Genomic DNA, 25140 nt, shown 5'->3' on the forward strand with positions numbered 1-25140 from the left:
AACCCTTATAAAATAACGTTTTAGGGAGTAAACATTCGCTCACATACCTGATAATGACGAGGTCCTAGGTTCAAGTCCTAGCATGCGCACACATTAGCCTTATTTTAAAAGGCGATAGAGGAAACGCTTTTAAAAAATCGACACTTTAGGGGCACATCATTTTGAGATGAGCCCATATAGAATCCTTGAGTAGTGATAAATGTTTCAAATCAAATGAACATTGAATTATTACAAGAGGATTTTTGTCATTATGCAAAATACATTAGAGGGGTTTCAGATAACACGGTAAAGAGATATAGAGAGAACATCTCTAACTTCTCATCATCGGCTCAAATCTCGCATATAAGCGAAGTAAACGAGAAGAAAGTACTTTCGTTCTTCTTGGAAGGAAGAGTCGCTAAAAATTGGAAATCAACAACTTATAAAACCTACTTTATGTCATTGTTGGTGTTTTTTAGGTGGTGCGTTAAACATAATTATTTGGATAAAAATTATGTTGAAGGATTAGAATTACCTAAAGGATCAAAATCGCTTCCAAAAAAACTAACACGACAAGAAGCATTTAAATTATTGGAAATAACCTTTAATTACCCATATACCCAAAAATATTTAAGATATAGGAATCATGCATTATTCTCAATGTTTCTTTTTACTGGTTTACGTAAAAGTGAATTACTTAAATTAAAATTAACTGATGTTGATATACAAAATCAAAGTGTTTTTGTAAAAGGGAAAGGAGATAAGGATAGAATTATTCCTTTGAGTACAACCCTTATTCATAGTTTAGAAAACTATTTAAAAGAGAGGAAAAATCAACATAAAACCTGCCCAGAATTTTTCACTTCTTCTAATAGAAATCAAGGATTTACAGATTCAGGTTTAAAGCGACTTATTATTAAAATGAGGAAAGCTACTGGAATTACTTTTAAGACACACGAACTTCGTCATACCTTTGCAACACTAATGCTTGAAGGTGGTTGTGATATTTATAGCTTATCTAAAATGATGGGGCATAGTGATATTAAAACAACAACCATCTATTTATCTGCAACGGCAGAACATCTTCGTTTACAAGTTATTAAACATCCATTAAATAGTTTGATATAAATACAATATCCTTCCACTTCCAATTACCTCTATTATTCTAGTACGATGATTATATGATGTACTATTATAAAACTACTCAAACACCTAATAGTCTGTTTGATATTCATTTGAAAATATTATCAAAAAGTGAACTGAAAGTATTATTAACGGTAATTCGTAAAACGGTTGGTATTATTGATATAACTGTTAGGAATAAACGAATAGAAAGAGCTTGGATATCTCAACGATTATTTAGCTTGTGTACAGGACTCTCTAGAAGAGCAGTATCTACAGCTATTGATTCATTGGTTCTAAAAGATTTAATTATTGTTACTAATCAAGGTGGACACATTTTAAAAACAAAAAATGCTCGTAAGGGAGCATCTCGTCTGTATTTTTCAAGCAATTCATTGCTTGAAGGAAGTTATAAAAAAAAGGAAGTCAGTGAAATTATTTGTGATAATCCAGTGAAAAAAGTTCACACTATAAAACAAACATTGATAAAACAATCTTGTGAAAATATTTCACTGGGAATTAAAAAGCTCAGCGATAAGGAACGAATTTTACAAATCATTCATTCACAAAATACATCAACATAATAACGTAAGTAAAACACACATCTTTTCAACAAAATATTCACGTGACCGCAAAAAAAATTGTAGTATTTACAATTTCCTTGCCCTTCCTGTTGATATAAATTACATATTACAATGTGAAAAGACAATGTAAGCTTAGTAACCACATTGTCTTTTTACACATATGAATAAATTACCTAACCAACCCTTTGGTAGGTATCGCAAAAATCATAACCTGAAATTGAAAGATGTTGCATACCTTCTAAAAATGGATGAAGGAAACCTATCCCGCTTTGAAACTGGTAAATACCAAAATCCGAAAGCTTATTTAGGATATCACTTCCTTTTTAATCTCTCAATAGATTCGCCTATTAAAGATTTATTTTATCAAGATAATGATGAACTTATCCACCGCTGTTTTCAGTTGATTGAAATTTTAGAAACTAAATCTAAAACTAATAAAAATAGACTGCGCTTAAAAGGACTGAATTCAATAATTAGTAGACTAACAGAACAGCAAGAAAAGTATGAAGACAATCAATAAAACTATTCTTGCTTTATTTCCAAATAGATGGGGAGTTGGTTATGCTGTTTTTAACACTCCAAAAGATCTTGTGGATTATGGTATTGGATACGTACAACCAGTGAGTAATAAGAAATCAATTGAACGAATAAAAAAGTACATCGATTATTTCAAACCTGATATTGTTCTTATCCGAAATATTCCAAAGTCTTCAATGAGAAAATGTAAAAGAACTAAAAAACTTATTACTACTATTTCTAAAATAATTAAGTCTCAAAATTTAAAGATATATGAATATTCAAGAACACAAATTAAAGAAGTCTTTGAACAATTTGATGTTTCTTCAAAATTTGAAATAACCAAAAAACTCATTGAATGGTTTCCATTCTTAGAATCGCTGGGTTTTGCAAAACGAAAAAAGTGGATGACCGAAAATAATAATATGGGAATCTTTGATGCTATATCCCTAGGTATAACACATTTCTACTTACAAAATTTTTAACTACACAAAAGTAACAAACGCTACCATTTGTTACTTTTATTTTGTAATTTTAAGAATCTAAAATAGAGAATATGGCTCATAAGAATGTAGGGATTTGGATTAGGGTTTCAACGGAGGAACAGGCGAAAGGCGAATCACCTGAACACCATAAAGAACGTGCATATATGTATGCAAAACTAAAAGGATGGGAGGTTAAAGAAGTGTACAATCTTGCAGGGGTTTCAGGAAAATCAGTTATGGATCATCCTGAAGCACAGCGAATGATTGAAGACATAAAACTTGGCAAAATTTCAGGACTTATCTTTTCAAAAATTGCACGTTTAGCTCGAAATACGAGACAGCTTTTAGAATTTTCTGAAATCTTTAGAAACTACAACGCTGACCTTATCTCTATTTATGAAAACATAGATACTTCAAGTCCAGCTGGGAGACTTTTTTACACAATCATTTCTGCAATGGCAGAATGGGAAAGAGAAGAGATTGCTTCACGTGTTAAAGCTTCAATAGAAATAAGAGCAAAGCTTGGAAAGAAATTAGGAGGACAAGCTCAATTTGGTTTCAAATGGAAAGGGGATGAATTAGTACTTAACACTGAAGAAGCACCAATAAGGAAAAAAATGTATGAACTCTTTTTAGAGATTGGTAGAAATACAAGTGTCGCTACCAAGCTAAATGAAATGGGATATAGAACTCGAAGTGGGGCAAAATTTAGTCGAGGAGTTATTAAGAGATGGTTACGAGACCCAATATCAAAAGGGTTGCGTAGAGCAAATTATTCAGAACAAAACTCAATCACCAAAGCAACACAATTTAAACCAAGGGAAGAATGGATATTTCATGAATGTCCTAGAATTGTTTCAGATGACTTATGGCAAAAAGTGAATGATATATTGGATAAGCAAGATAGCAATAGGCAACCTATATTAAATAGAAAAGTACATTTATTCACAAACTATATTTTTTGTCATTGTGGTAATAGAATGAATGTGAGGTCTCGACTTACACATTATAAATGTACGAGTAATGACTGTAATCATAAAATCAGAAGAGAGGATTTGGAAGAAGCCTTCAAGAGTAGACTTATTGAATTTCTTAATAATAAAAGGGAACTTAAAAAATACTTTAAACAATCTGAAAACCAACTTAAATCAAAAAATATTGAATTAGAGATTCTTAAAAAGAAACAAAATGAAATTCAAAGTGAAATTAAATCAATACTTGATTTACATCTAAAAGGACAAATTCCTACTGAAGCTTTTGAGGAATATCACAAAAAACCATATGAGCAATCTCAACAATTAAAAGAGCATATCATTAAGCTAGAAAATGAAATTACTAACGATACTATACATAAAAAATCTACTGATTTTATAATTAAAAATTCTAAAAATATTTATGAAAAATGGAGTACGTATAAAAGAGATAAAAAACGTGAAATAATTGATGCTGTAATTGAAAACATTGTGATTGGAGAAAATGAAATTAATTTTAATCTTAAGCGAATTCTTCCAAAAAGGCAGTTTTCTGAATTAGGGGAAAATGGGGAACAAAACGATTACCTTCTATTTTACCACCAATGACTTTACAAGAAGCTTTAGAAACCACTAAAATACATTCAGTAGTTGGTAAAGTTAAAGAAAGTGGATTAATGTGTCAACGTCCATTTCGTTCACCACACCATACCATTTCTGATGTTGCACTGGTTGGAGGTGGTCAATATCCTCAACCTGGAGAAATTTCACTATCACATAATGGTGTATTATTTTTAGATGAACTACCAGAATTTAAACGCACGGTTTTAGAGGTTATGAGACAACCTTTAGAAGACAGAGAGGTAACCATATCAAGAGCGCGATTTACAGTTACTTACCCAAGTAGTTTTATGTTAGTTGCAAGTATGAATCCCAGCCCAAGCGGATATTTTAACGATCCTGATGCGCCTGTAACCTCATCACCTGCTGAAATGCAACGCTATTTAAGTAAAATTTCAGGTCCATTATTAGATCGTATTGATATTCATATTGAAGTTAATCCTGTTCCTTTTGAAAAACTTTCCGAAGAAAAATTGGCTGAACCAAGTAAAACAATTAGAGAACGTGTAACAAATGCAAGAGAAAAACAATCTGAACGGTTTTTAGAAATTGAAAATTTGCATTACAATGCTCAAATGAATGTAAAACAAATTAGAAAATTTTGTAAACTCAGCGATGAAAGTAAAACATTACTTAAAACAGCAATGGAGCGCTTAAATTTATCCGCCAGAGCATACGACAGGATTTTAAAAGTATCTAGAACTATTGCCGATTTAGAAGGTGTTACCAATATTTCCTCAAACCATATTTCAGAAGCCATTCAATATAGAAGTTTAGATAGGGAAGGTTGGCTAGGCTAAAAAAGGGGGTTTTTCCCCTTAAAATATTAGGCAATATACCCTCAATTATATTTTGTAATCATTTTATATTTACAGTACGAAAAAGGTATAATTAATTGATTAAAAAGGAAGATTGCAAAAAACAAAAAAACCGCTCAAATTTGAGCGGTTTTTTTAGTTTTATAAAATACTATTATTTAGTATCTGTAATATTCTGGCTTAAATGGTCCTTCAACTTTTACACCAATATATTCAGCTTGGTCTTCGCGTAAAGTTTCTAACTCTACTCCTATTTTAGCCAAGTGCAAACGTGCTACTTTTTCATCTAAATGTTTTGGTAACATATAAACTTCGTTTTTGTAAGCATCTCTATTGTTCCACAACTCTAATTGCGCCAATGTTTGGTTAGTGAATGAGTTACTCATTACAAAACTTGGGTGACCTGTTGCACAACCTAAATTTACTAAGCGACCTTCCGCTAATACAATTATTTCATTTGCACCAATTGTATATTTATCTACTTGAGGTTTAATTTCAACTTTAGAATTACCATAAGTTTTATTTAACCAAGCCATATCAATTTCATTATCAAAATGACCAATATTACAAACTATGGTTTTGTCTTTCATAGCTTCAAAATGACGTGCTTGTACAATATCTTTATTTCCTGTAGTAGTAATTACAATATCTGCATTTCCAACAACAGTATCTAATTTTTTTACTTCAAAACCATCCATTGCAGCTTGTAAAGCACAAATTGGATCAATTTCAGTAACCGTCACAATAGAACCTGCTCCTTTAAATGAAGCTGCTGTTCCTTTTCCAACATCACCATATCCACAAACAACAACACGTTTTCCAGCTAACATTATATCTGTAGCTCTTCTAATTGCATCAACAGCGCTTTCTCTACATCCGTATTTATTATCGAATTTAGATTTTGTAACAGAATCGTTTACGTTAATTGCCGGCATTGGCAATGTACCTGCCTTTACTCTATCGTATAAACGGTGAACACCCGTTGTAGTTTCTTCACTTAAACCATTAATTCCAGCTGCTAATTCAGGATATTTATCCAAAACCATATTGGTTAAATCACCACCATCATCTAAAATTAAATTTAATGGTTTTTTATCTTCACCAAAAAATAAAGTTTGCTCAATACACCAATCAAATTCTTCTTCAGTTAAACCTTTCCAAGCATATACTGAAACTCCAGCAGCAGCAATAGCAGCAGCAGCTTGATCTTGTGTTGAAAATATATTACAAGAACTCCAAGTAACTTCAGCTCCTAAATCTACCAAAGTTTCTATTAAAACTGCAGTTTGAATGGTCATATGCAAACAACCAGCAATTCTTGCTCCAGCCAAAGGTTTTTTCCCTTTATACTCTTCTCTTAAACTCATTAAACCAGGCATTTCTGCTTCCGCTAACTGAATTTCTTTTCGTCCCCAATCCGCAAGATTGATATCTTTTACTTTATATTTTACGTAAGTTGATGTTTCTGTACTCATATTATATTAAATTTGTTATTTATTTAAAACAATTAAAAATTAGTGTTTTAAGATTTTGCAAAAGTACAAAATCAAATTGAGAAACTAAATGCCTTTATACAAAACCATTAAACCAAATAACTTCACTTCAATTTATGTTTGGAAAATTGAAGAGTCTTTTAATGAATTGTCGAAAAATATTTCATTAACTAACAGAAGCGAAGAAAGATTACTTTCTATGAGATCTGAATTGCACCAACGTGGATTTTTAAGTGTAAGACATTTATTAAAAGCTGCCGGTTATACCGACTTCGATTTATTTTATAATGGAAATGGAAAACCACATTTAACTGATGGAAAACACATTTCAATTACACATTCCTTTACATTTTCGGCATTAATTGTGAGTGACGTTGAAGTTGGTATTGATATTGAAATGAACCGTGAAAAAATAAAAATTATTCAGCATAAATTTGTCAATTTTGAAAGAGGATTTATTCATAAAGACGACGATTATATTCAACAATTAACAGTTATCTGGGGAGCAAAAGAAAGCCTGTATAAAATTTATCCACATGGAGGATTAACTTTTAAAAATGATATTGATATTAATTCATTTCAAATTTCTGATAAAAAAACTACTGGCTATATTAAAGTTGAAGGTTGGGATAAAAATTATGATATTTACTTTGAACAATTAGAGGGTTTTACATTGGTTTACGCCTTAGACACTGCAAAAAAATGGTAGATTCAGTTTTAGCACACATAAAAAATGCTTCAAAAAAAGGTGAAAAATTATTGGCTATTTTATTGGATCCCGACAAGACAGCTTTGGATAAAATCCCTATTATTTCAAAAAAAATTGAAGCCTTAAAAACCCATTTTATTTTTGTTGGTGGAAGTTTTGTTGAAAAAGGAATTACAGCTGTTTTTGTTCAAAAATTAAAAGAAAATACTAAAATTCCAATCGTATTATTTCCAGGAGATTATTCGCAAGTAACAAATAATGCAGACGCTTTGTTATTTTTATCATTACTTTCAGGAAGAAATCCGGAATATTTAATTGAACAACAAATAAAAGCTGTTCCGTTTTTAAAAAATTCAACCTTAGAAATTATCCCTACTGGATATATTTTAATTGATGGCGGCACAAATTCATCCGTTTTAAAAATAAGTAAAACAAGTCCAATTAGTCAAAACAACACAAATTTAGCAGTTGCAACGGCGGTAGCCGGAATGTATAAAGGCAAACAATTAATTTACTTAGAAGCAGGTAGCGGTGCAAAATTCCCAGTAAATTCTGAATTAATTACTGAAGTAAAAAAAAATATTAATATTCCATTAATTGTAGGCGGTGGCATTAAAACAAAACAACAACTAAACACCGCTTATAAAAACGGAGCCGACCTAGTTGTTATTGGTTCTGCTTTTGAAAATAATATAGCGTTAGCATTTTAAAATTATGAACGAAATTTTCAATATCTTTTTTGGTCAATACAGCACCTACGAAACCTTAGATATATTTTTAGAAATAATTGCCGTTATTTTTGGCTTTTTATCGGTTTGGTATTCAAAAAACAATAAAATTTGGGTGTATCCAACAGGTATGATTAGCACCAGTATTTTTGTTTATTTATTATTAAAATGGAGTTTACTTGGTGATATGATGATAAATGGGTACTATTTTTTAATGAGTATTTACGGTTGGTATATTTGGACACGAAAAGTAGATGCAACTCACAACACACCAATAACTTCAACCACTAAAAAAGAACAACATATTTCAATACTTTTATTTATTTCAACACTTGTATTTGTATTTATTGTTTACAAAAGTTTTGACAAATGGACAAGTTGGGTTGCTTATGTAGATACTGTTACAACTGCAATATTTTTTGTTGGAATGTGGCTAATGGCTCGAAAAAAAATAGAAAACTGGATATATTGGATAATTGGCGATATTATTTCTGTTCCTTTGTATTTTTACAAAGGTTTTACTTTTACTAGCTTTCAATATCTTATATTTACCATAATTGCAATTTACGGCTATATAGAATGGAAAAAACTCTTAAACAAACCAATAGAAATATTGTAAAAATTGTATTATTTGGGCCTGAAAGTACTGGTAAAACTACACTTTCTAAACAATTAGCCCGGCACTATAATACTGTTTGGGTTCCAGAATATGCACGAGATTATTTACAAAATAAATGGAATAATGAACGTAAAACTTGCGAACATTCCGATTTATTACCCATTGCTTACGGACAAATACAATTAGAAAATACATTGGCTGAAAAAGCTGATAGAATTTTAATTTGCGATACAGATTTGTTGGAAACAAAAGTTTATTCTGAAGAGTTTTATGGTGGTTTTGTGGATGCTAAATTAGAAAAAGCAGCAAAACAGAATACTTATGATTTATATTTACTAACATACATTGATACGCCTTGGGAAGAAGATGATTTAAGAGACAAACCTAACGAGCGGTTAGAAATGTTTACCGCATTTGAAAATGCATTAAAAAAATACAATCGCCCATACATACTGTTAATAGGAAGTAAAAAAAATAGATTTGACTTTGCAGTTGAAGAAATTGACAAAATACTAAATTCTAAACCGAATTTACAAAGATACTTAGCTACAAAAAAATGAATACCGAAGCACTTATAAAAGAACTTACCTTTAAAGCTGTTAGAAGCAGTGGCGCTGGCGGACAACATGTAAATAAAGTTTCTTCAAAAGTAGAGTTGATTTTTGATCTTCAAAATTCTACAGAATTAGCTATTGAAGAAAAGGAATTATTATTTAAAAATATAAAATCTAAACTTACAAAAGATGGAGTTTTACTTTTGCAATGTGATGAAAGCAGAAGTCAACATAAAAACAAAGAGCTTGTTATAAAACGTTTTTTAGAACTCATTAAAAAAGGTTTAAAAGTTCCTAAAAAAAGAAAAGCAACAAAACCTACAAAATCAAGTATTCAAAAAAGGTTAGAAAAAAAGAAAAAAACAGCTTATAAAAAGGCTTTCCGAAGAAAGCCTGAATTGTAAATTTTTATTTAAGAAATCTCTAATTCTTTAAATAATTTTTCCGCTGATTCTGTAGCTTTTTATAATATTTATAAATTCGTTCTGTTTTTGCATCAAAAAATAAATTACAATTAATAAGTATAAGAGGTCTCCTAAAAAACACAAAAAAATAAAATATTTTTTTTAATGAATTGAAATAAGTAAATATTCATTAAATTTGCATCATCTCAAAAGGGGTGCCTAAAACGGCTGAGATCAAACCCATTGAACCTGAACAGGTAATGCTGTTAAGGGACGTTCATACAGATAAAATCTGTTAGGGCAAAAGTAATTTTATCAAAACATCGATTAATTACCTCTTTTTATATCGTTTTATTTTAAAAAAAATGAAACAATATTTAAAACAAAACTTTAAAAAAGTGAAGAACTTAGTAGCTTTTTTAATCATTGCATTTTCAATAAATGCGAACGCACAAGAATTATTTAAACTTTCAGGAAACGTAACCGATGGAAACAATCCACTTCCAGGAGCAAGTATTCTTTTAAAAGGAACCACAAAAGGAGTAACATCAGATTTTGAAGGTAATTTTTTATTCACATTAGAGAAAGGAAATTACACATTAATAGTTAGTGCAATTAGCCAACCTAAAGAAGTAGCAATTAATTTAACTAAGGACACTTTTATATCCATAAATATGGCTGATAGTTTTGTTAATCTTGAAGAAGTTTTAGTTTCTGCTGTTCGCGTAAAAGCCACATCTCCAGTAACCCACAGCAACGTAACCAAAGAAGATTTAGAAAAGCGTAACTTAGGACAAGATATACCAATGCTTTTAAACTATTTACCTTCGGTTGTTACTACTTCCGATGCCGGTGCCGGTGTTGGATATTCTGGAATTAGAGTTCGTGGTAGTGATGCTACAAGAGTAAATGTAACAATTAATGGAATTCCTTATAACGATGCTGAAAGCCAAGGAACTTATTGGGTAAATATGCCCGATTTTACTTCTTCAACAGAAAGTATGCAATTGCAGCGTGGTGTTGGTACGTCAACAAATGGGTCAGGTGCTTTTGGTGCAAGTTTAAATTTACTTACAGATGCGGTGTCAGAAAATGCTTTTGGTGAAATAAGTAACTCTTTTGGGTCGTATAACACTAGAAAACATACCGTTAAATTTAGTACTGGAAAATTAAACGACCATATTGAATTTTCAGGTCGTTTTTCTAAAATTGATTCAGATGGATATATTGATAATGCTTGGTCAGATTTAAAATCCTATTTTTTACAAGCTGCTTATGTTGATGATAATACATTAATTAAAGTATTAACTTTTGGAGGTCACGAAAAAACATATCAGGCTTGGTATGGTGTAACTAAAGATGAAATGGAAAATATAGGTCGCACTTTTAATCCATACACCTATGAAAATGAAATAGATAACTACAAACAAGATCATTATCAATTTCATTGGAATGAAAAAATTTCAGAAAACTGGTCTACCAATATTGGTTTAAATTACACTTATGGAAGAGGTTATTTTGAACAATATAAAGAAGGGGAAGATTTTGCTGATTATGATTTAACACCGATTACTTTAGGAGGAGAAACAATTGACCAAACCGATTTAATAAGAAGACGTTGGTTAGACAATGACTTTTACGTGTTAAATGCAAATGCAACTTATAAAAATAATGAGTTAGAATTTATTTTCGGAACATCACTAAGCAAATATAAAGGTGATCATTTTGGAGAAATTATTTGGGCTGAATATGCTAGTAATTCTGAAATAAGGGATCATTATTATGATGGAAACAGCACAAAAAATGACGCAAATATATTTGGGAAAATTACTTATAATTTAAGTGATACTTGGACATTATTTACAGATTTACAAACCCGTTTTGTAAAGTTTGAAACAAGTGGATTAACTTCTGACAGGTATCCTATAAATGTTGATGAAAAATATTCTTTTTTCAATCCAAAGGCTGGTTTAACCTATAAACTAAGTAATACTAATAGTTTTTATTTTTCTTATGCAAAAGCAAGTAAAGAACCTAATAGAAACGATTTTGAAAATGGAGTTAATACTTCAGAAAAATTAAATGATTTTGAATTAGGCTGGAGGTTAAACAACGAAAATATTAAGGTAAACACTAATATTTATTATATGTTATATAAAGATCAATTGGTTTTAACTGGCGCAATTGACGATGTTGGTGCACCAATTAGAGCAACTAGTGGAAAAAGCTACAGATTAGGTTTAGAAATTGATGCTGCTTTTAAACTTTCCAATAAATTAACTTTACAACCAAATATTGCAATAAGCAATAATAAAAATGTTGATTTTGTAACAACTTGGAATGGAGAATTGGTAGATTTAGGAAATACTGATATTGCTTTTTCACCTAATTTAATTGCTGCTAATGCACTAGTTTTTCAACCAACCAATAGTATTCAGTTTTCAATATTATCTAAGTTTGTTGGAGAACAATTTATGGGAAATATTGACAATGTAAATTCTAAATTAAACAGTTATTTTGTAAATGATTTTAATGCTTCTTATGAGATTAAACCTAACAAAATATTTAAATCCATTGTTTTTAATGCTTTAATAAATAACATTTTTAATACCGAATATATTTCAAATGGTTATTATTACACGTATGATGATACTTGGTCCGTTGATGGTGAAACCACAACATTAGATGGAGCAGGTTATTACCCACAAGCAACTAGAAACTTTTTAATAGGTGCAACAATTAAATTTTAAAAAAATGAGGTAGTTTGGAGAAACGGCGTCACCCTGAACTTGTTTCATGGTCTCATATTAGTCACTAATCAGAATAATGAGATGCTGAAACAAGTTCAGCATGACGCTTATAAAAACCTCCAAATAACTTTTTTACACTTCAATTCCTTTCATCATTTTATTCCAATATAAATAGGGAAGCATGTATTTTTTCAAAATCCATAATCGCCAGTGTTCTTTGGAAGAATCAGTAATCATTAATGGGAATTCTTTCAATTTTGGGTCTGGTTCAAAATTTTGATTATAATCAAATTCAGCCAAAACCATTTTGCCATATCCTGTAACTAACGGACAAGAAGTATATCCTTGATATTCTTTTCCAGAAAGCACATTAGATTCAATCAATTTTAAAATATTTTCAACCACAACTGGCGCTTGTTTTCTAATTGCTGCACCTGTTTTTGAAGTTGGTAAATTTGAAACATCACCCAAACTAAATATATTTGGATATTTTACATGTTGCATCGTTCCTTTGTTTACATCAACCCAACCTGTTTCAGATGCTAATGGCGAATTTATTATAAAATCTGGAGCACGCTGTGGTGGAGCTAAATGCATCATATCAAAATGAATTCCATATAAATCTCCTTCTCTTGTTACTTTAACATCTTTATAATTGTATTGGATATCTCTATCTAATGAAGCTTCATCACCATCAGCAATAGTAACACATCCTCCACCAGATAAATCTTTTACAATTTCATACCAAGCAATTTTTTTATTGGCATCAACTTTAACTAGTTTATGAAAAAACCGAACATTTATATCTTTTTTATCAACCACACTCATTAAAGTATCAGCAATAATTTTAACTCCAAATATAGATCCACTTGGTAAAGCAAATACAATATCTGTATTATCCCTAACACCTGTTTTTCTGAAATGCTCATCGGCTAAATACATAATTTTTTGAGGAGCTCCTCCACATTTAATTGGAGTAGCAGGTTGTGTAAATAATGCTGTACCGCCTTTAAAATTTTTAAGTATTTCCCAGGTATGTTTTGGATTCGTATAATTACTACAAACTACTCCTTTGTCCATTGCATCCTGAAGACCTTCAATCATAGCTGGATCAATTTTTAATCCGGGAGCAACCACTAAATAATCATAGGTAATTTCAAGTCCAGTTTTTGTAATTACTTTATTAGTTTCTGGCTCAAATTTATTTGCAGATTCTTTTATCCATTCAACACCTTTAGGAATTAAAGATGACATTGGTCTTGAGGTTTTTTCATAATTATAAGTATTAGCACCTACTAAGGTCCAAGCTGGTTGGTAATAATGAGTTTCAGCTGGTTCAATTATACCTATTTGTAGTGATGAATTTTTCCTTTTTAGCATTGAGGACACCATAATTCCAGCAGTACCTCCACCAATAACGAGCACTTGAAAATGTTTTGACATTGAAATATTTTTTTTGAAGATTAGTTATTTTTCAACTAAGAAAATTATATAAAAAAAATCTATTATGTGTGATTAAAATCACACATAATAGATTTTCGATAAAAATTAAATTTTCTACTTTTTTATCTCACAAGTATTTATCCCAAATAACTTATATAGAGGACAAATACTAAATGCTGTAGTTATAAATAAAATAGCAGAAATAATAAACAAAACAGTTCTAATCCAATTCTGATCTATGGATGCAGAATATGCAAAATAACTAATTGCAATACCCAAAACTACTCTAATAATTTTATCTGTACTTCCTATGTTTTTATTCATAATTACTCTGTTTCTGAAGTCATTCTGCCTGTTGCACAACTCACAAAAGATTTTGCTTTATGAATTATGGTGTTCGCATCACCAACTTCTGGATAACCCATTGTAGCCAATTTATTTTTAACATTGGTTAAAACGGAGTCATCTTTTGCATTTACAGTTACAACTGAAGTTTCCAAATCAACTGAAACTTCAGATACACCTTCAATAGATAATAATCCTTTTTTAATTGAATTGGCACATCCGCCACATTTTAAATTTAATATCTCTAATGTTGTTGTCATTTTACAAATTTTAATAATGTGAAATTACAAAAATAATTGTTATGAGTGACCTCCTACAACTATCTTCATTACTTTTAAATTTAATTTAAAAAAATTAAACAATTGAATTATAAAACAACTCCTCATAAACTTAACCATTCTTGTTGGTTCAGTGCCATAAGAAATATCACTGTATGGTATTGTTTTTTTTATATCTGTTTTCATATTTAAACTATTTTTATTCTGGAATTAGCCACCAAAATGGTTTTGCTTTTGCTTTATAAATAAACATGTAATGCATAAATAATTTCATCCAATGTCCTGCAGTTCCAACTACACCAACAGTATCTTTAATATTTCTTCCCCATTTCGGGTATTTCTCCCAATCAGGAACAATTGGATTAACTGTCATAACTGCTGCTTGCCCTTTTCTTAAACCATAACCTGCAGAAACAATACAAGCAGCACCCATTTTTGCCATAGATGCTTTATGAGGGTGTTCAATTTTACCAGTTTTTATAGCGTGAATAATATTTTGAGCAACAATTTTTCCAATTACACCCGATGGCATTCCGGTTCTTGGAGGTGTTGGAAATATTTTGGTTCCATTAGGACTTTGCATTGGTTTAGACATACCATGTGGTGGTGCAAAAGCAATACCTGCGGCATAAATATTATCATATTTTACACTTTGGTAAGTTGATGGCCAATCTTCTGCCTTCCATGCTTCATAAGGTTTTGGAGTATAATCTGCATCAACTTTCATCATTCCATTTGCAGCAAAAACTTCTAAACTTATATCTTCATTATTTTTATTATAAGCTTTCATTCCAGCTCCAGCAAAACCAGGTATTAACATGGCAAAATCAAAATTAATGGTATGGTGTTCACCTCTTAAATTTTCATAATATACAATTCCCTTTTCTACTTTTTGTACTCCAGCCCTTTTTATCCATTGAATACCATATTCTTTTAAAATTGATTCAGTAAAAATTTTAGTTGGAGTTATGTAGCCGTTTCTTTTAACATAGGCACCTCCCATTCCAAAATCACCCAATTCATATTCATTGGTAATCCACCATAATTCTGCCAAGTGCATTAATTTTCTTTTCTTAATTTCAAAAGCAATATTTAACACATATTCAAATGCTGCACCCTGACAAGTTGCCAATGCATGACCAGTTCCTATTAAAAATGTTTGCTTTTCTCCATTTTCCATTTTTTTTAAAGATTCCTGAAATTTTACCCAGGCGTGAGAAGCATGGTCATACGTACAAACAGATTCTGTAAATTTATTAGGACCTAAACCTTCTGTAGCTTCAAAATTAAGCTTTGGTCCTGTTGAATTTATTAAATAGTCGTAAGTAACTTTCTCTACCTTATCCTTTTCGTTTTCAGACACATACTTAATAGTAACAAAGCCTTTTTCATTTTCTGTATCTCCTTCAGGATGAATTGATACCGCCAACGCTTGTTTAAAATCTACACCTAGTTTTTTATAAACAGGGTCTAACTTAAATTTTACCTGATCTGGAGTCATTAAACCAACTCCAACCCAAATATTAGAAGGTATCCATTGAAAATTGCTATTTGGTGAAACCATAACAACTTCATGGTCTTTTTTAAGGTATTTACTTAAATAGGAAACTGCTGTATGTCCAGAAATTCCTGCTCCTAAAACAACTACTTTTGCCATAATTTATTTATTAAATGTGATACTCCATACACCTCTTAAATCTCCTTCGTTATAACCCGTTGCAATATCAAATGGATAAATTGATTTTATTATTGAATCCGTTTTTACAGACATTGTTTCATTAACTTTACCATGACAAACTAAACAATTGGTTTTTACAATTATTGGGGCATAAAAATGCTTTTTATTATCGGAATCTACTTCAACAATTGGTTGTATATCTTTTTTTTCAGAAATTAATTTTTTGTAGCCGTAAATAATTTCTAATTCTCTTTCTGTAGGTTCAATTTTACAACTTCTTAATAAATCTGAAGATCTTTTAATATTTGCATCGTATTTTGAAGAAAGCTGGGCTAAAATAGGAGCCGCCTGCTCTTTACAAAACGGAACGGCTTGTGCAGGCCCTCCAGCTTGCATTTGTGTCATTAACTGTGAACTTAGCTCATTAAATGATGCCTGTGCTATTTCTTTTCCCTTAATTGTATATTCTTGCTTTTCTTTTTCTGAAAAACCACTAGAACAAGAAATTAAACTAATAAATAACGATAAGATTGTAATTTTTTTTAACAGCATTATTTTATAATTTTATTTTTATCTCTCGCCCAACTTATAATACCACCTTGAAGATCATAAACTTCAGTAAATCCTAATTTTAAAAGTTTTTTTGAAGCAGAAGAAGTTCTATTTCCTGATCTACAGTAAATAAAAATTGGTTTACTTTTATCAAATTTTGACACTTGATCTAAAAATGAACTGTCAAAATAATTAATATTAACCGCTCCTTCAATATAACCTTGTTTATATTCTTGTGGAGTTCTAATATCTATAATTGTTTGATTTATTGATTTCTCTTTAAATTCAGCTGTAGATATTTGTATTATTTTTCCAAGTTGAGCATCTGATTTTGAAGATTGTTTATTATTACAATTTATATTTAAAATTGAAATAAATATTAATAAAGATAATTTTAGTGTAGCTTTCATTTGTTTTTGATTTTTTTTACAAATCTATAGTTTCAAATAATTGTTTGTAGTAACTAAAGTTACGAATTATAAATAAAAAAAGGGGGTTAAAAAACCCCCTAAATATTAAATTTAAAAAAGAACATTTATTTATAATAGTGTTGTTGGACAAACATATTCTGTAAGTTTAACACCTGTATCTTTAATATCTTTAAATCCACCTCTAACATCAGTTACATTTTTTACACCGTTTGCCATAAAAATAGACGCCGCTATTAAAGAACGATATCCACTTGCACAATGTAATACGTATTCCTTATCTGGTTTAATTTCAGCAAAATTGGAATGTATAAAATCTAGTGGAAAATTCTCAACACCAACAACGTGTTCTGATTGGTATTCAGATTCTTTTCTAACGTCCAAAGGAGCTTCAATTTTACCATCCTTAAGTCTGTTTGCAAATTCAACAGCAGAAATAGAACCAATTTTATCTACTTTATGACCAGCCGCTAACCAAGAATGAATTCCTCCACGTAAATATCCTAAAATATTATCGTATCCAACACGAGAAAAACGTGTAACTACTTCATGCTCTCTTCCTTCTTCAGCTATAAAAATTATTTTTTGATTAATATCTTTAATTAATGCGCCTACCCAAGGTGCAAAACCTCCTTCAACACCAATATACCAAGCTCCTGGTACTGTACCTTCTTCAGCATACAATTCTTTTGAACGCGTATCTACAACTAAAATATCATCTCGCTCGCTCATTTCTTTAAATGAATCAGCATCAATTGGAGTTGTACCTTTTTTCAAAATTTCATCAATACTGGTATTCACTCCTTTGTTCATTCTTACGTTATTTCCAAAGTATTGTGGTGCAGGTTTTAACCCTGTAGTAACTTCAGCAATAAACTCTTCTTTTGTCATATCCGCTCTTAAAGCATAGTTTGTTTTCTTTTGATTTCCAAGGGTATCGAACGTTTCAGAACTCATGTTTTTACCACAAGCTGAACCAGCTCCATGATTTGGATACACAATAATATCATCTGGTAATGTCATTATTTTATTACGAAGTGAATCAAATAAATGGCCCGCTAAATCTTCTTGTGTTAAATCGGATTTTACAGCCAAATCAGGTCTTCCAACATCACCAATAAATAAACAGTCTCCCGTAAACACATAAGGCATATTTCCTTTTTCATCAATTAATAAATAAGATGAAGATTCCATAGTATGCCCAGGAGTATGTAATAATTTTAATGTAAGATTACCTATTTTAAATTCCTCACCATCTTTACCTTGATGAATATCATAGTTTGGTTGTGCATTTGGACCAAAAACTATAGTTGCCCCAGTTTTTTTAGCTAAATCTACCTGACCTGAAACAAAATCTGCATGAAAGTGAGTTAAAAATACATATTTAATTTTAGCTCCATCAGCTTTTGCCATTTCTATATATGGTTCTGTTTCTCTTAAAGGGTCAATAATTGCTGCTTCTCCATTTGAATGGATATAGTAAGCCATTTCCGCCAAGCAGCCCGTAAATAATTGTTCTACTTTCATAATTATCTGATTTTAATTTGATTAAACTTGTTTGTAGTTTTCCAAATCTACAAGATTCACATCATCTATTTGTAACCGAGGTTACATAATTAAAAATTTTAAGAAATTTTTAATTATTTGTTTGCTTTATAAATTCAAAATACTTCACTTCAATTTCTTTATTCTTTTTACTTTCTTCATAAGCATCTATAGCTTCTTGAATACTCATGAAGCAATTGGTATAACTTATTTTTTTCATTATACCGCTTTTTTCTAAAACATCTCTTACAGGACCTTTCATACCACTAAAGGCAATTTCAATATTTAATTTTTTATACTTATTTATAAGATCTTTTAACATATAAATTCCAGAGCTATCAATACTATTTATACTTTCACCATCAATTATAATTAGTCTTAATTTTTTACCTTTATTAAAAACAAACTCTTCTAATTTATCTTTAAAAAATGAAATATTTGCAAAGTATAACTGAGCATCAAATCTAACAATTAATACATCTTCTGTTGTTTTTAAGAGCCCTTCAAACCTATTAACATTTCTGTAAAAGTGTGTATCTGGAACCTGACCTAAAACCGCAAAATGTGGTTTTGTACTTCTATAAATTAACATAGCTAAAGATAAAATTACACCTATTAGTATCCCCTCTTTTATACCTATTGTGGCTGTTACAATTAATGTAGTATTTAAAATTATTAGTTCTCTTTTTGAATAATTTAACAGTTGTTTTGGAACTGAAAAATCCAACAAACCAAAAACAGCTACTACAATTATTGCCCCAAGTACTGCTTTAGGTAAATAATAAAAAACAGGTGTTAAAAAAAGTAATGTAAAACCAACTATTAAACCTGAAATTATAGCGGCTAATGGTGTTTTAGCTCCTACCTGATTATTTACAGCTGTTCTTGACAAACCTCCAGTTGCGGGGTATGTTTGAAAAAATGAACCAACAATATTTCCTAATCCAATTGCTATTAATTCCTGATTTGGGTTTACTTTATAATTATCGTGTTTTAATTCAATGGCTTTTGCAACAGATATTGCTTCTAAGAATGCTATAAATGATAAGGTTAATGCTATTGGAAATAAATTAATAAGTGTACTTTTTTCAAACTTAGGAATGGTAAAATCAGGTAATCCCTTTGGAATTTCGCCCAGTATTTGAACCCCGGATTGATCTAAATGAAATACCCTAACAAATACAATTCCTAAAATTACTACTATTAATGCAGCTGGAATTTTATTTGTAATGCGCTTAAAAAATATTAATATCAGTATTGAAAATAAACCTATTGAAAATGTAATCCAGTTAATTTCTTTTACTTGTTGAAACGCCTCAAATATTAAAATATGTATTCTATTATCCCTTACAATTTGAACACCCAATAAATGTTTTAATTGATTTAAACCAATAATTAATGCTGCTGCTGAAGTAAAACCACTTATTACTGGCCTTGATAAAAAATTCACTAAAAAACCTAATTTAAAAAAACCAAATAATACTTGCAAAACGCCCATCATAAAAGCTAAAAGAATTGCAAATTCAATAAAATGTTCAGTTCCTATTTGCGCTAATGCTACAACTCCAGAAGCTACAATAAGTGAATCCATTGCAACAGGACCAACCGCTAGTTGACGAGATGTTCCGAAAATAGCATACACAATTTGCGGAATCAGAGCTGTATACAGTCCATAAATTGGAGGTAAACCCGCTATCATTGCATAGGCAATTCCTTGTGGTATTAACATAATTCCAACAGTTAAACCAGCTCCTAAATCTCCTTTAAACCATTCTTTTTTATAATTTGGAAGCCAATCTAAAATTGGTATGTATTTTTTTAAATTCATTTTAAAAAACCTTATTTACACTCATTAAATATTTTAACTTCACAATTGGTGCATATTGCTTGATCAAGTTTTTTATATATTGTTGTAATAGCAGTATTTTTATCTTTAAAAATGTTTTCAGCACCAATAGTTTTTACAAAACCACCTTTTTGAAGAATATCCTGGCTTATTATTTTTAATCCAACAAAATAAATTCCACCATCTCTTTTTTGCCATTTTAAAACCTCCTGTGATAGCCATTCTGCACCCGCTAAATCAATAAAATTTATTCCTCCTGAAATAATTAGTAAGTGCTTACTTTCATTTTTTTCGTATAAATCTGAAAAATAACTAGAAATTCCTTCAACAGCGCCAAAATATATTGAACCATCAATTCTTATTATTTTAACTTGAGGACATTCTTTAGCAGTTTCATCTCTTATAACATTTAAAAATTTTTCATCCTTATTTTTTCCAAAAACTGCAATATTAGGTTTTGAAGTTTTTTCTAAATAGAAAAATAAAGAAATAAGAATTCCTAAAAATAGTGCTGTTTCTAATTCTAAAAATAAAGTTCCCAATAAAGTAACCATTAACACAATAAATTCTCGTTTGCTACTTTTAATAATTTGTTTAATATGATGAAAATCAATTAAGTTATAACCAACCAATAAAATTATACCTCCCATTGCAGGTTTTGGTAAATAAGAAGCATATTTTGCAAAAAATAATACAACAATCATCAACCCAATTGCTGAAATAATTGCTGACAAAGGGGTTTTTGCACCAGCCTGATAATTAACACCTGAGCGTGTAAATGAACCTGAACTTGCATATGAAGAAAAAAAACTTGATATAATATTAGATAATCCTTGCCCAATAAATTCTCTATTATTATCTAGTTTTTGATGTGAATGTAATGCTACTGCCCTAGCAATTGAAACTGCCTCAACTAAACCTAACAATGCTAATGTTATAGCTCCTGTAGTTAATAAACGCATATCTTCAAAATTAAAATCAGGCACTTTAAAAGGAGGTAAATTTGAAGGAACATGTCCAACTGTTTCAATACCGTGTAAATTTCCGCCTAATAATATCGCTAATACACTTCCTAAAATCATAGCAATTAGCATATACAATCTAGAAATATATTTTATTTTTTTTATAAGAAAAGCTAATAAAAGTGTTCCTAAGGCAACCCCTAATACATATAAATTGGTTTCTTGAATATGAACAATAATATAATTGATAATTTCATAAAAAGAACTTCCCAATGGAACTTCAATTCCAAAAACATGCTTTAATTGTTTAAATGCAATTAAAATACCTGCTCCTGCAGCAAATCCAATTACAACGGAATGTGAAACAAAATTCACCAGTTTTCCCATTTTAGCTAAGCCCATTAATAGTTTTATTACACCAGCCATAAATGATAATACTATTGCAAGTGAAATAAATGCTTCTAATTCAGATTCCGGATTGGCAAATTTACTGATAACTGCAAAAACAACGATAGAACTTGTTGTTGTTGGCCCTGAAATTAAATGATAGGAAGACCCGAATAAAGCAGCAATAATTGGAGTAATCATAGCTGTATAAAAACCATAAACAGGAGGCAAACCAGCAATCATTGCAAATGCAACAGCTTGTGGGATTACAATAATTGTACCTGTAATTCCAGCAATTAAATCATCTTTCCAAGAATTTTTAACTAAAGGTAACCATGTTAAAAAAGGGAATATTTTTTTTAAACTCATATTCTTTAATTTAGAGTTTTCATTAATACAAAAGTAAGATGATATATTTTTAGTAATGTGACTTAAATCACATTTTTTTAAAACAATTCCCCTTGAGATGTTCCCTTAATTCTACCTAAATGCTGATATGCCAAATGCGTAACTTCTCTACCTCTAGGTGTTCGCATAATAAAACCTTCTTGTATTAAAAAAGGCTCATATACTTCTTCAATAGTTTCGGAATTTTCTCCTACTGCTGTAGCAAGTGTACTAATACCTACTGGTCCTCCTTTAAACTTATCAATTATAGTGGTTAAAATTTTATTATCCATTTCATCCAAACCATGAGCATCTACATTTAAAGCGTTTAATGCATATTTAGCAATTTCAATGGTAATAGTTCCATTCCCTTTAATTTGGGCAAAATCACGAACTCTTCTTAATAAAGCATTTGCAATTCTTGGAGTTCCCCTACTTCTACCTGCAATTTCAATAGCAGCTTCCATACCAATTGGCATTTTTAAAATAGCTGCGCTTCGTTGAACAATTGTAGTTAATAGTTCTGTATTGTAATATTGTAATCTACTACTTATGCCAAAACGAGCACGCATTGGTGCTGTTAACAAGCCTGACCGTGTAGTTGCTCCAATTAATGTAAAAGGTTCTAAATCAATTTGTACTGTTCGAGCATTTGGCCCAGACTCGATCATTATATCAATGCGATAATCTTCCATAGCCGAGTATAAATATTCCTCAACTATTGGACTCAACCTATGAATTTCATCAATAAATAGTACATCACGTTCACTTAAATTTGTAAGTAAACCTGCTAAATCACCTGGTTTATCCAACACAGGGCCTGACGTAATTTTTAAGCCAACATTTAATTCATTTGCAAGAATATGCGCCAATGTAGTTTTACCCAATCCTGGAGGCCCATGAAACAAGGTGTGATCTAAAGCTTCATCTCTTAAGTTAGCAGCTTCTACAAATATTTTTAAATTCTCCAAAACTTGTTCCTGACCTGTAAAGTCATCAAAAGAGAATGGTCTTAACTTTTTTTCAATAGCTAATTCTTCAGATGAAAAATGGTCTTTATCAGGATTCAGGTTTTCGTTCATAAAAACAAAGATAACTGAAATAAAAAAACCTTTCTAAAAATATAGAAAGGTTTTTTTATTATAAATTATTTATAACTTTATGATTCTTCTTCACCGTCCATTAAAGGGGTAGTTTGACAAACATAATCTTCTTCATGTCCTGGTTTGCTGTAATCATATGGCCAACGGTGAACTGCTGGAATTTCTCCAGGCCAGTTTCCATGTATATGCTCAATAGGTGTTGTCCACTCTAAGGTATTTGATTTCCAAGGATTTTGTGTTGCTTTTTTACCTTTATAAATACTTATAAAGAAATTTGCCAAGAAAATAATTTGAGCCGCCCCACCTAAAATTGCAAACATTGTAATTACAATATTTACATCTGCTACATCGTCAAATAGTGGAAATGCTGTATTTGAATAATATCTACGTGGTAAACCTGCCAAACCAATAAAATGCATTGGGAAGAAAACTCCGTATGCTGCAACCGCTGTAATCCAGAAATGCCAATAACCTAATGTTTTATTCATCATTCTACCATACATTTTAGGAAACCAATGATATACACCTGCAAACATACCGTAAATTGCAGATACACCCATTACTAAATGGAAGTGAGCTACCACAAAATATGTATCGTGAACATTTATATCTAAAGCACTATCTCCTAGCACTAATCCTGTTAGTCCACCAGAAATAAAAGTTGAAACCAATCCAATTGAAAACAGCATAGCAGGATTCATTTGAAGATTTCCTTTCCAAAGTGTAGTTATATAATTAAATGCTTTTACTGCTGAAGGAATAGCAATTAATAATGTTGTAAAAGTAAATACAGAACCTAAAAATGGATTCATACCAGAAACAAACATATGATGCCCCCAAACAATAGTAGATAAAAATGCTATAGCTATAATTGAACCAATCATTGCTCTATAACCAAAAATTGGTTTTCTCGAATTTGTTGAAATAATTTCAGAAGTAATACCCAATGCCGGTAACAAAACAATATATACTTCAGGATGCCCTAAGAACCAAAATAAATGTTCAAATAAAACTGGAGAACCTCCTTGATAGTGTAATACTTCTCCCTGGATAAAAATATCAGACAAATAGAAAGATGTGCCAAAACTTCTATCAAAAATCAGTAACAATGCTGCTGATAAAAGTACTGGGAATGAAACCACACCAATAATTGCAGTAATAAAAAAGGCCCAAATAGTTAATGGTAATCGTGTCATTTTCATACCAACAGTTCTTAAATTAAGTACCGTAACAATGTAATTTAATGCTCCTAATAAAGAAGAAGCAATAAATATAGCCATAGATACCAACCAAAGTGTCATTCCTAATCCTGAACCAGGAATAGCTTGTGGTAATGCACTTAATGGTGGATAAATTGTCCAACCTGCAGAAGCTGGACCAGCCTCAACAAATAAAGAAATTACCATGATAATACTGGATAAAAAGAATAACCAATAGGAAACCATATTTAAAAAACCAGATGCCATATCACGTGCACCAATTTGTAATGGAATTAAAAGATTACTAAAGGTACCACTTAAACCTGCTGTTAAAACAAAGAAAACCATAATAGTACCATGAATAGTAACTATTGCTAAATAGATGTCTGGGGACATAACGCCTCCATCTTGGTGATGCCCTAAAAAGGCTTCAATAATACTAAATGATTTTTCTGGCCAAGCAATTTGTAAACGGAATAACATTGACATGAATACTCCAATAACACCCATAAATATACCTGTAATTAGATATTGCTTAGAAATCATTTTATGGTCAGTACTAAAAATGTACTTGGTTACAAATGTTTCTTTATGATGATGATCTGACATATTATATTTTTTTAGTAAAGTAGTA

General features: G+C 30.6%; 24 protein-coding genes and 1 pseudogene. 12 read left to right on the top strand and 13 right to left on the bottom strand.

Going from position 1 to position 25140, the window contains the following annotated elements:
• Nucleotides 1-213: 213 nt before the first annotated feature.
• The 6 genes and pseudogenes from BX611_RS11550 to BX611_RS11575 form a co-directional block, all read left to right on the top strand.
• Nucleotides 214-1107 (top strand): tyrosine-type recombinase/integrase, encoded by an 894-nt coding sequence (locus tag BX611_RS11550; protein WP_147296420.1) that lies wholly within the window; start codon nt 214-216, stop codon nt 1105-1107.
• A 53-nt stretch (nt 1108-1160) separates the two neighbouring features.
• Complete coding sequence (locus BX611_RS11555) at nt 1161-1685, top strand: hypothetical protein (protein WP_115881373.1); 525 nt, start codon at nt 1161-1163, stop codon at nt 1683-1685.
• A 244-nt stretch (nt 1686-1929) separates the two neighbouring features.
• The gene (locus tag BX611_RS11560) at nt 1930-2205 is read left to right on the top strand and encodes a hypothetical protein (RefSeq protein ID WP_147296421.1); all 276 of its coding nucleotides are present in this window, start codon (nt 1930-1932) and stop codon (nt 2203-2205) included.
• Entirely contained in the window at nt 2189-2686 is a 498-nt protein-coding gene (locus tag BX611_RS11565; protein ID WP_115881377.1) for a hypothetical protein, read from the top strand. The genes BX611_RS11560 and BX611_RS11565 overlap by 17 nt, the downstream gene beginning before the upstream one ends.
• 71 nt (nt 2687-2757) lie before the next feature.
• The gene (locus tag BX611_RS11570; RefSeq protein ID WP_115881379.1) at nt 2758-4266 is read left to right on the top strand and encodes a recombinase family protein; all 1509 of its coding nucleotides are present in this window, start codon (nt 2758-2760) and stop codon (nt 4264-4266) included.
• Nucleotides 4236-5078: pseudogene (locus BX611_RS11575) on the top strand (YifB family Mg chelatase-like AAA ATPase); the annotation flags it as partial. The gene BX611_RS11570 and the pseudogene BX611_RS11575, both read left to right, overlap by 31 nt.
• A gap of 176 nt (nt 5079-5254) precedes the next feature.
• Here the strand turns inward: BX611_RS11575 and ahcY are convergent.
• On the bottom strand, nt 5255-6571 hold the full coding sequence (ahcY, locus tag BX611_RS11580; protein WP_115881381.1) for an adenosylhomocysteinase: 1317 nt from the start codon (nt 6569-6571) through the stop codon (nt 5255-5257).
• 88 nt (nt 6572-6659) lie between these two features.
• Between ahcY and BX611_RS11585 the strand changes: the two genes are divergently transcribed.
• The 6 genes from BX611_RS11585 (at nt 6660) to BX611_RS11610 (ending at nt 12353) form a co-directional block, all read left to right on the top strand.
• Entirely contained in the window at nt 6660-7298 is a 639-nt protein-coding gene (locus BX611_RS11585; protein WP_115881383.1) for a 4'-phosphopantetheinyl transferase family protein, read from the top strand.
• Entirely contained in the window at nt 7292-8008 is a 717-nt protein-coding gene (locus tag BX611_RS11590; protein ID WP_115881385.1) for a geranylgeranylglyceryl/heptaprenylglyceryl phosphate synthase, read from the top strand. Before BX611_RS11585 ends, BX611_RS11590 begins: the two co-directional genes overlap by 7 nt.
• A gap of 4 nt (nt 8009-8012) precedes the next feature.
• Nucleotides 8013-8645 (top strand): nicotinamide riboside transporter PnuC, encoded by a 633-nt coding sequence (pnuC, locus tag BX611_RS11595; protein ID WP_115881387.1) that lies wholly within the window; start codon nt 8013-8015, stop codon nt 8643-8645.
• Nucleotides 8606-9205 carry an AAA family ATPase gene (locus tag BX611_RS11600; protein WP_115881389.1) on the top strand — a complete coding sequence of 200 codons (600 nt, stop codon included), beginning with the start codon at nt 8606-8608 and terminating at the stop codon, nt 9203-9205. The genes pnuC and BX611_RS11600 overlap by 40 nt, the downstream gene beginning before the upstream one ends.
• A complete protein-coding gene (gene arfB / locus BX611_RS11605; RefSeq protein WP_115881391.1) occupies nt 9202-9603 on the top strand; it encodes an alternative ribosome rescue aminoacyl-tRNA hydrolase ArfB in 402 nt (133 codons plus the stop codon). The genes BX611_RS11600 and arfB overlap by 4 nt, the downstream gene beginning before the upstream one ends.
• Nucleotides 9604-9968: 365 nt before the next feature.
• On the top strand, nt 9969-12353 hold the full coding sequence (locus BX611_RS11610) for a TonB-dependent receptor (RefSeq protein WP_115881393.1): 2385 nt from the start codon (nt 9969-9971) through the stop codon (nt 12351-12353).
• 132 nt (nt 12354-12485) lie between these two features.
• Here BX611_RS11610 and BX611_RS11615 read toward each other — a convergent pair whose 3' ends face one another.
• The 12 genes from BX611_RS11615 to BX611_RS11665 form a co-directional block, all read right to left on the bottom strand.
• Entirely contained in the window at nt 12486-13796 is a 1311-nt protein-coding gene (locus BX611_RS11615; RefSeq protein ID WP_115881395.1) for an NAD(P)/FAD-dependent oxidoreductase, read from the bottom strand.
• A 114-nt stretch (nt 13797-13910) separates the two neighbouring features.
• On the bottom strand, nt 13911-14120 hold the full coding sequence (locus tag BX611_RS11620) for a YgaP family membrane protein (protein ID WP_115881397.1): 210 nt from the start codon (nt 14118-14120) through the stop codon (nt 13911-13913).
• A 2-nt stretch (nt 14121-14122) separates the two neighbouring features.
• The gene (locus tag BX611_RS11625; protein WP_115881399.1) at nt 14123-14401 is read right to left on the bottom strand and encodes a heavy-metal-associated domain-containing protein; all 279 of its coding nucleotides are present in this window, start codon (nt 14399-14401) and stop codon (nt 14123-14125) included.
• Nucleotides 14402-14440: 39 nt separating this feature from the next.
• Complete coding sequence (locus tag BX611_RS15075; RefSeq protein ID WP_162880047.1) at nt 14441-14605, bottom strand: hypothetical protein; 165 nt, start codon at nt 14603-14605, stop codon at nt 14441-14443.
• 13 nt (nt 14606-14618) lie between these two features.
• Nucleotides 14619-16076 carry an NAD(P)/FAD-dependent oxidoreductase gene (locus BX611_RS11630; protein WP_115881401.1) on the bottom strand — a complete coding sequence of 486 codons (1458 nt, stop codon included), beginning with the start codon at nt 16074-16076 and terminating at the stop codon, nt 14619-14621.
• 3 nt (nt 16077-16079) lie between these two features.
• A complete protein-coding gene (locus tag BX611_RS11635; RefSeq protein WP_115881403.1) occupies nt 16080-16649 on the bottom strand; it encodes a c-type heme family protein in 570 nt (189 codons plus the stop codon).
• Nucleotides 16649-17059: a rhodanese-like domain-containing protein gene (locus tag BX611_RS11640; protein ID WP_115881405.1), complete on the bottom strand. Its 411-nt coding sequence runs from the start codon at nt 17057-17059 to the stop codon at nt 16649-16651. The genes BX611_RS11635 and BX611_RS11640 overlap by 1 nt, the downstream gene beginning before the upstream one ends.
• Nucleotides 17060-17188: 129 nt before the next feature.
• Nucleotides 17189-18604: an MBL fold metallo-hydrolase gene (locus BX611_RS11645; RefSeq protein ID WP_115881407.1), complete on the bottom strand. Its 1416-nt coding sequence runs from the start codon at nt 18602-18604 to the stop codon at nt 17189-17191.
• A gap of 109 nt (nt 18605-18713) precedes the next feature.
• Nucleotides 18714-20450: a SulP family inorganic anion transporter gene (locus tag BX611_RS11650; protein ID WP_115881409.1), complete on the bottom strand. Its 1737-nt coding sequence runs from the start codon at nt 20448-20450 to the stop codon at nt 18714-18716.
• A gap of 11 nt (nt 20451-20461) precedes the next feature.
• On the bottom strand, nt 20462-22186 hold the full coding sequence (locus tag BX611_RS11655) for a SulP family inorganic anion transporter (RefSeq protein WP_115881411.1): 1725 nt from the start codon (nt 22184-22186) through the stop codon (nt 20462-20464).
• A gap of 77 nt (nt 22187-22263) precedes the next feature.
• Nucleotides 22264-23286, bottom strand: a complete 1023-nt coding sequence (ruvB, locus tag BX611_RS11660) for a Holliday junction branch migration DNA helicase RuvB (RefSeq protein ID WP_115881413.1) — start codon at nt 23284-23286, stop codon at nt 22264-22266.
• 77 nt (nt 23287-23363) lie between these two features.
• A complete protein-coding gene (locus tag BX611_RS11665) occupies nt 23364-25115 on the bottom strand; it encodes a cytochrome c oxidase subunit I (RefSeq protein ID WP_115881415.1) in 1752 nt (583 codons plus the stop codon).
• Nucleotides 25116-25140 lie beyond the last annotated feature (25 nt).

Source organism: Lutibacter oceani, from assembly GCF_003384935.1.
GTDB classification, from domain to species: domain Bacteria; phylum Bacteroidota; class Bacteroidia; order Flavobacteriales; family Flavobacteriaceae; genus Lutibacter; species Lutibacter oceani.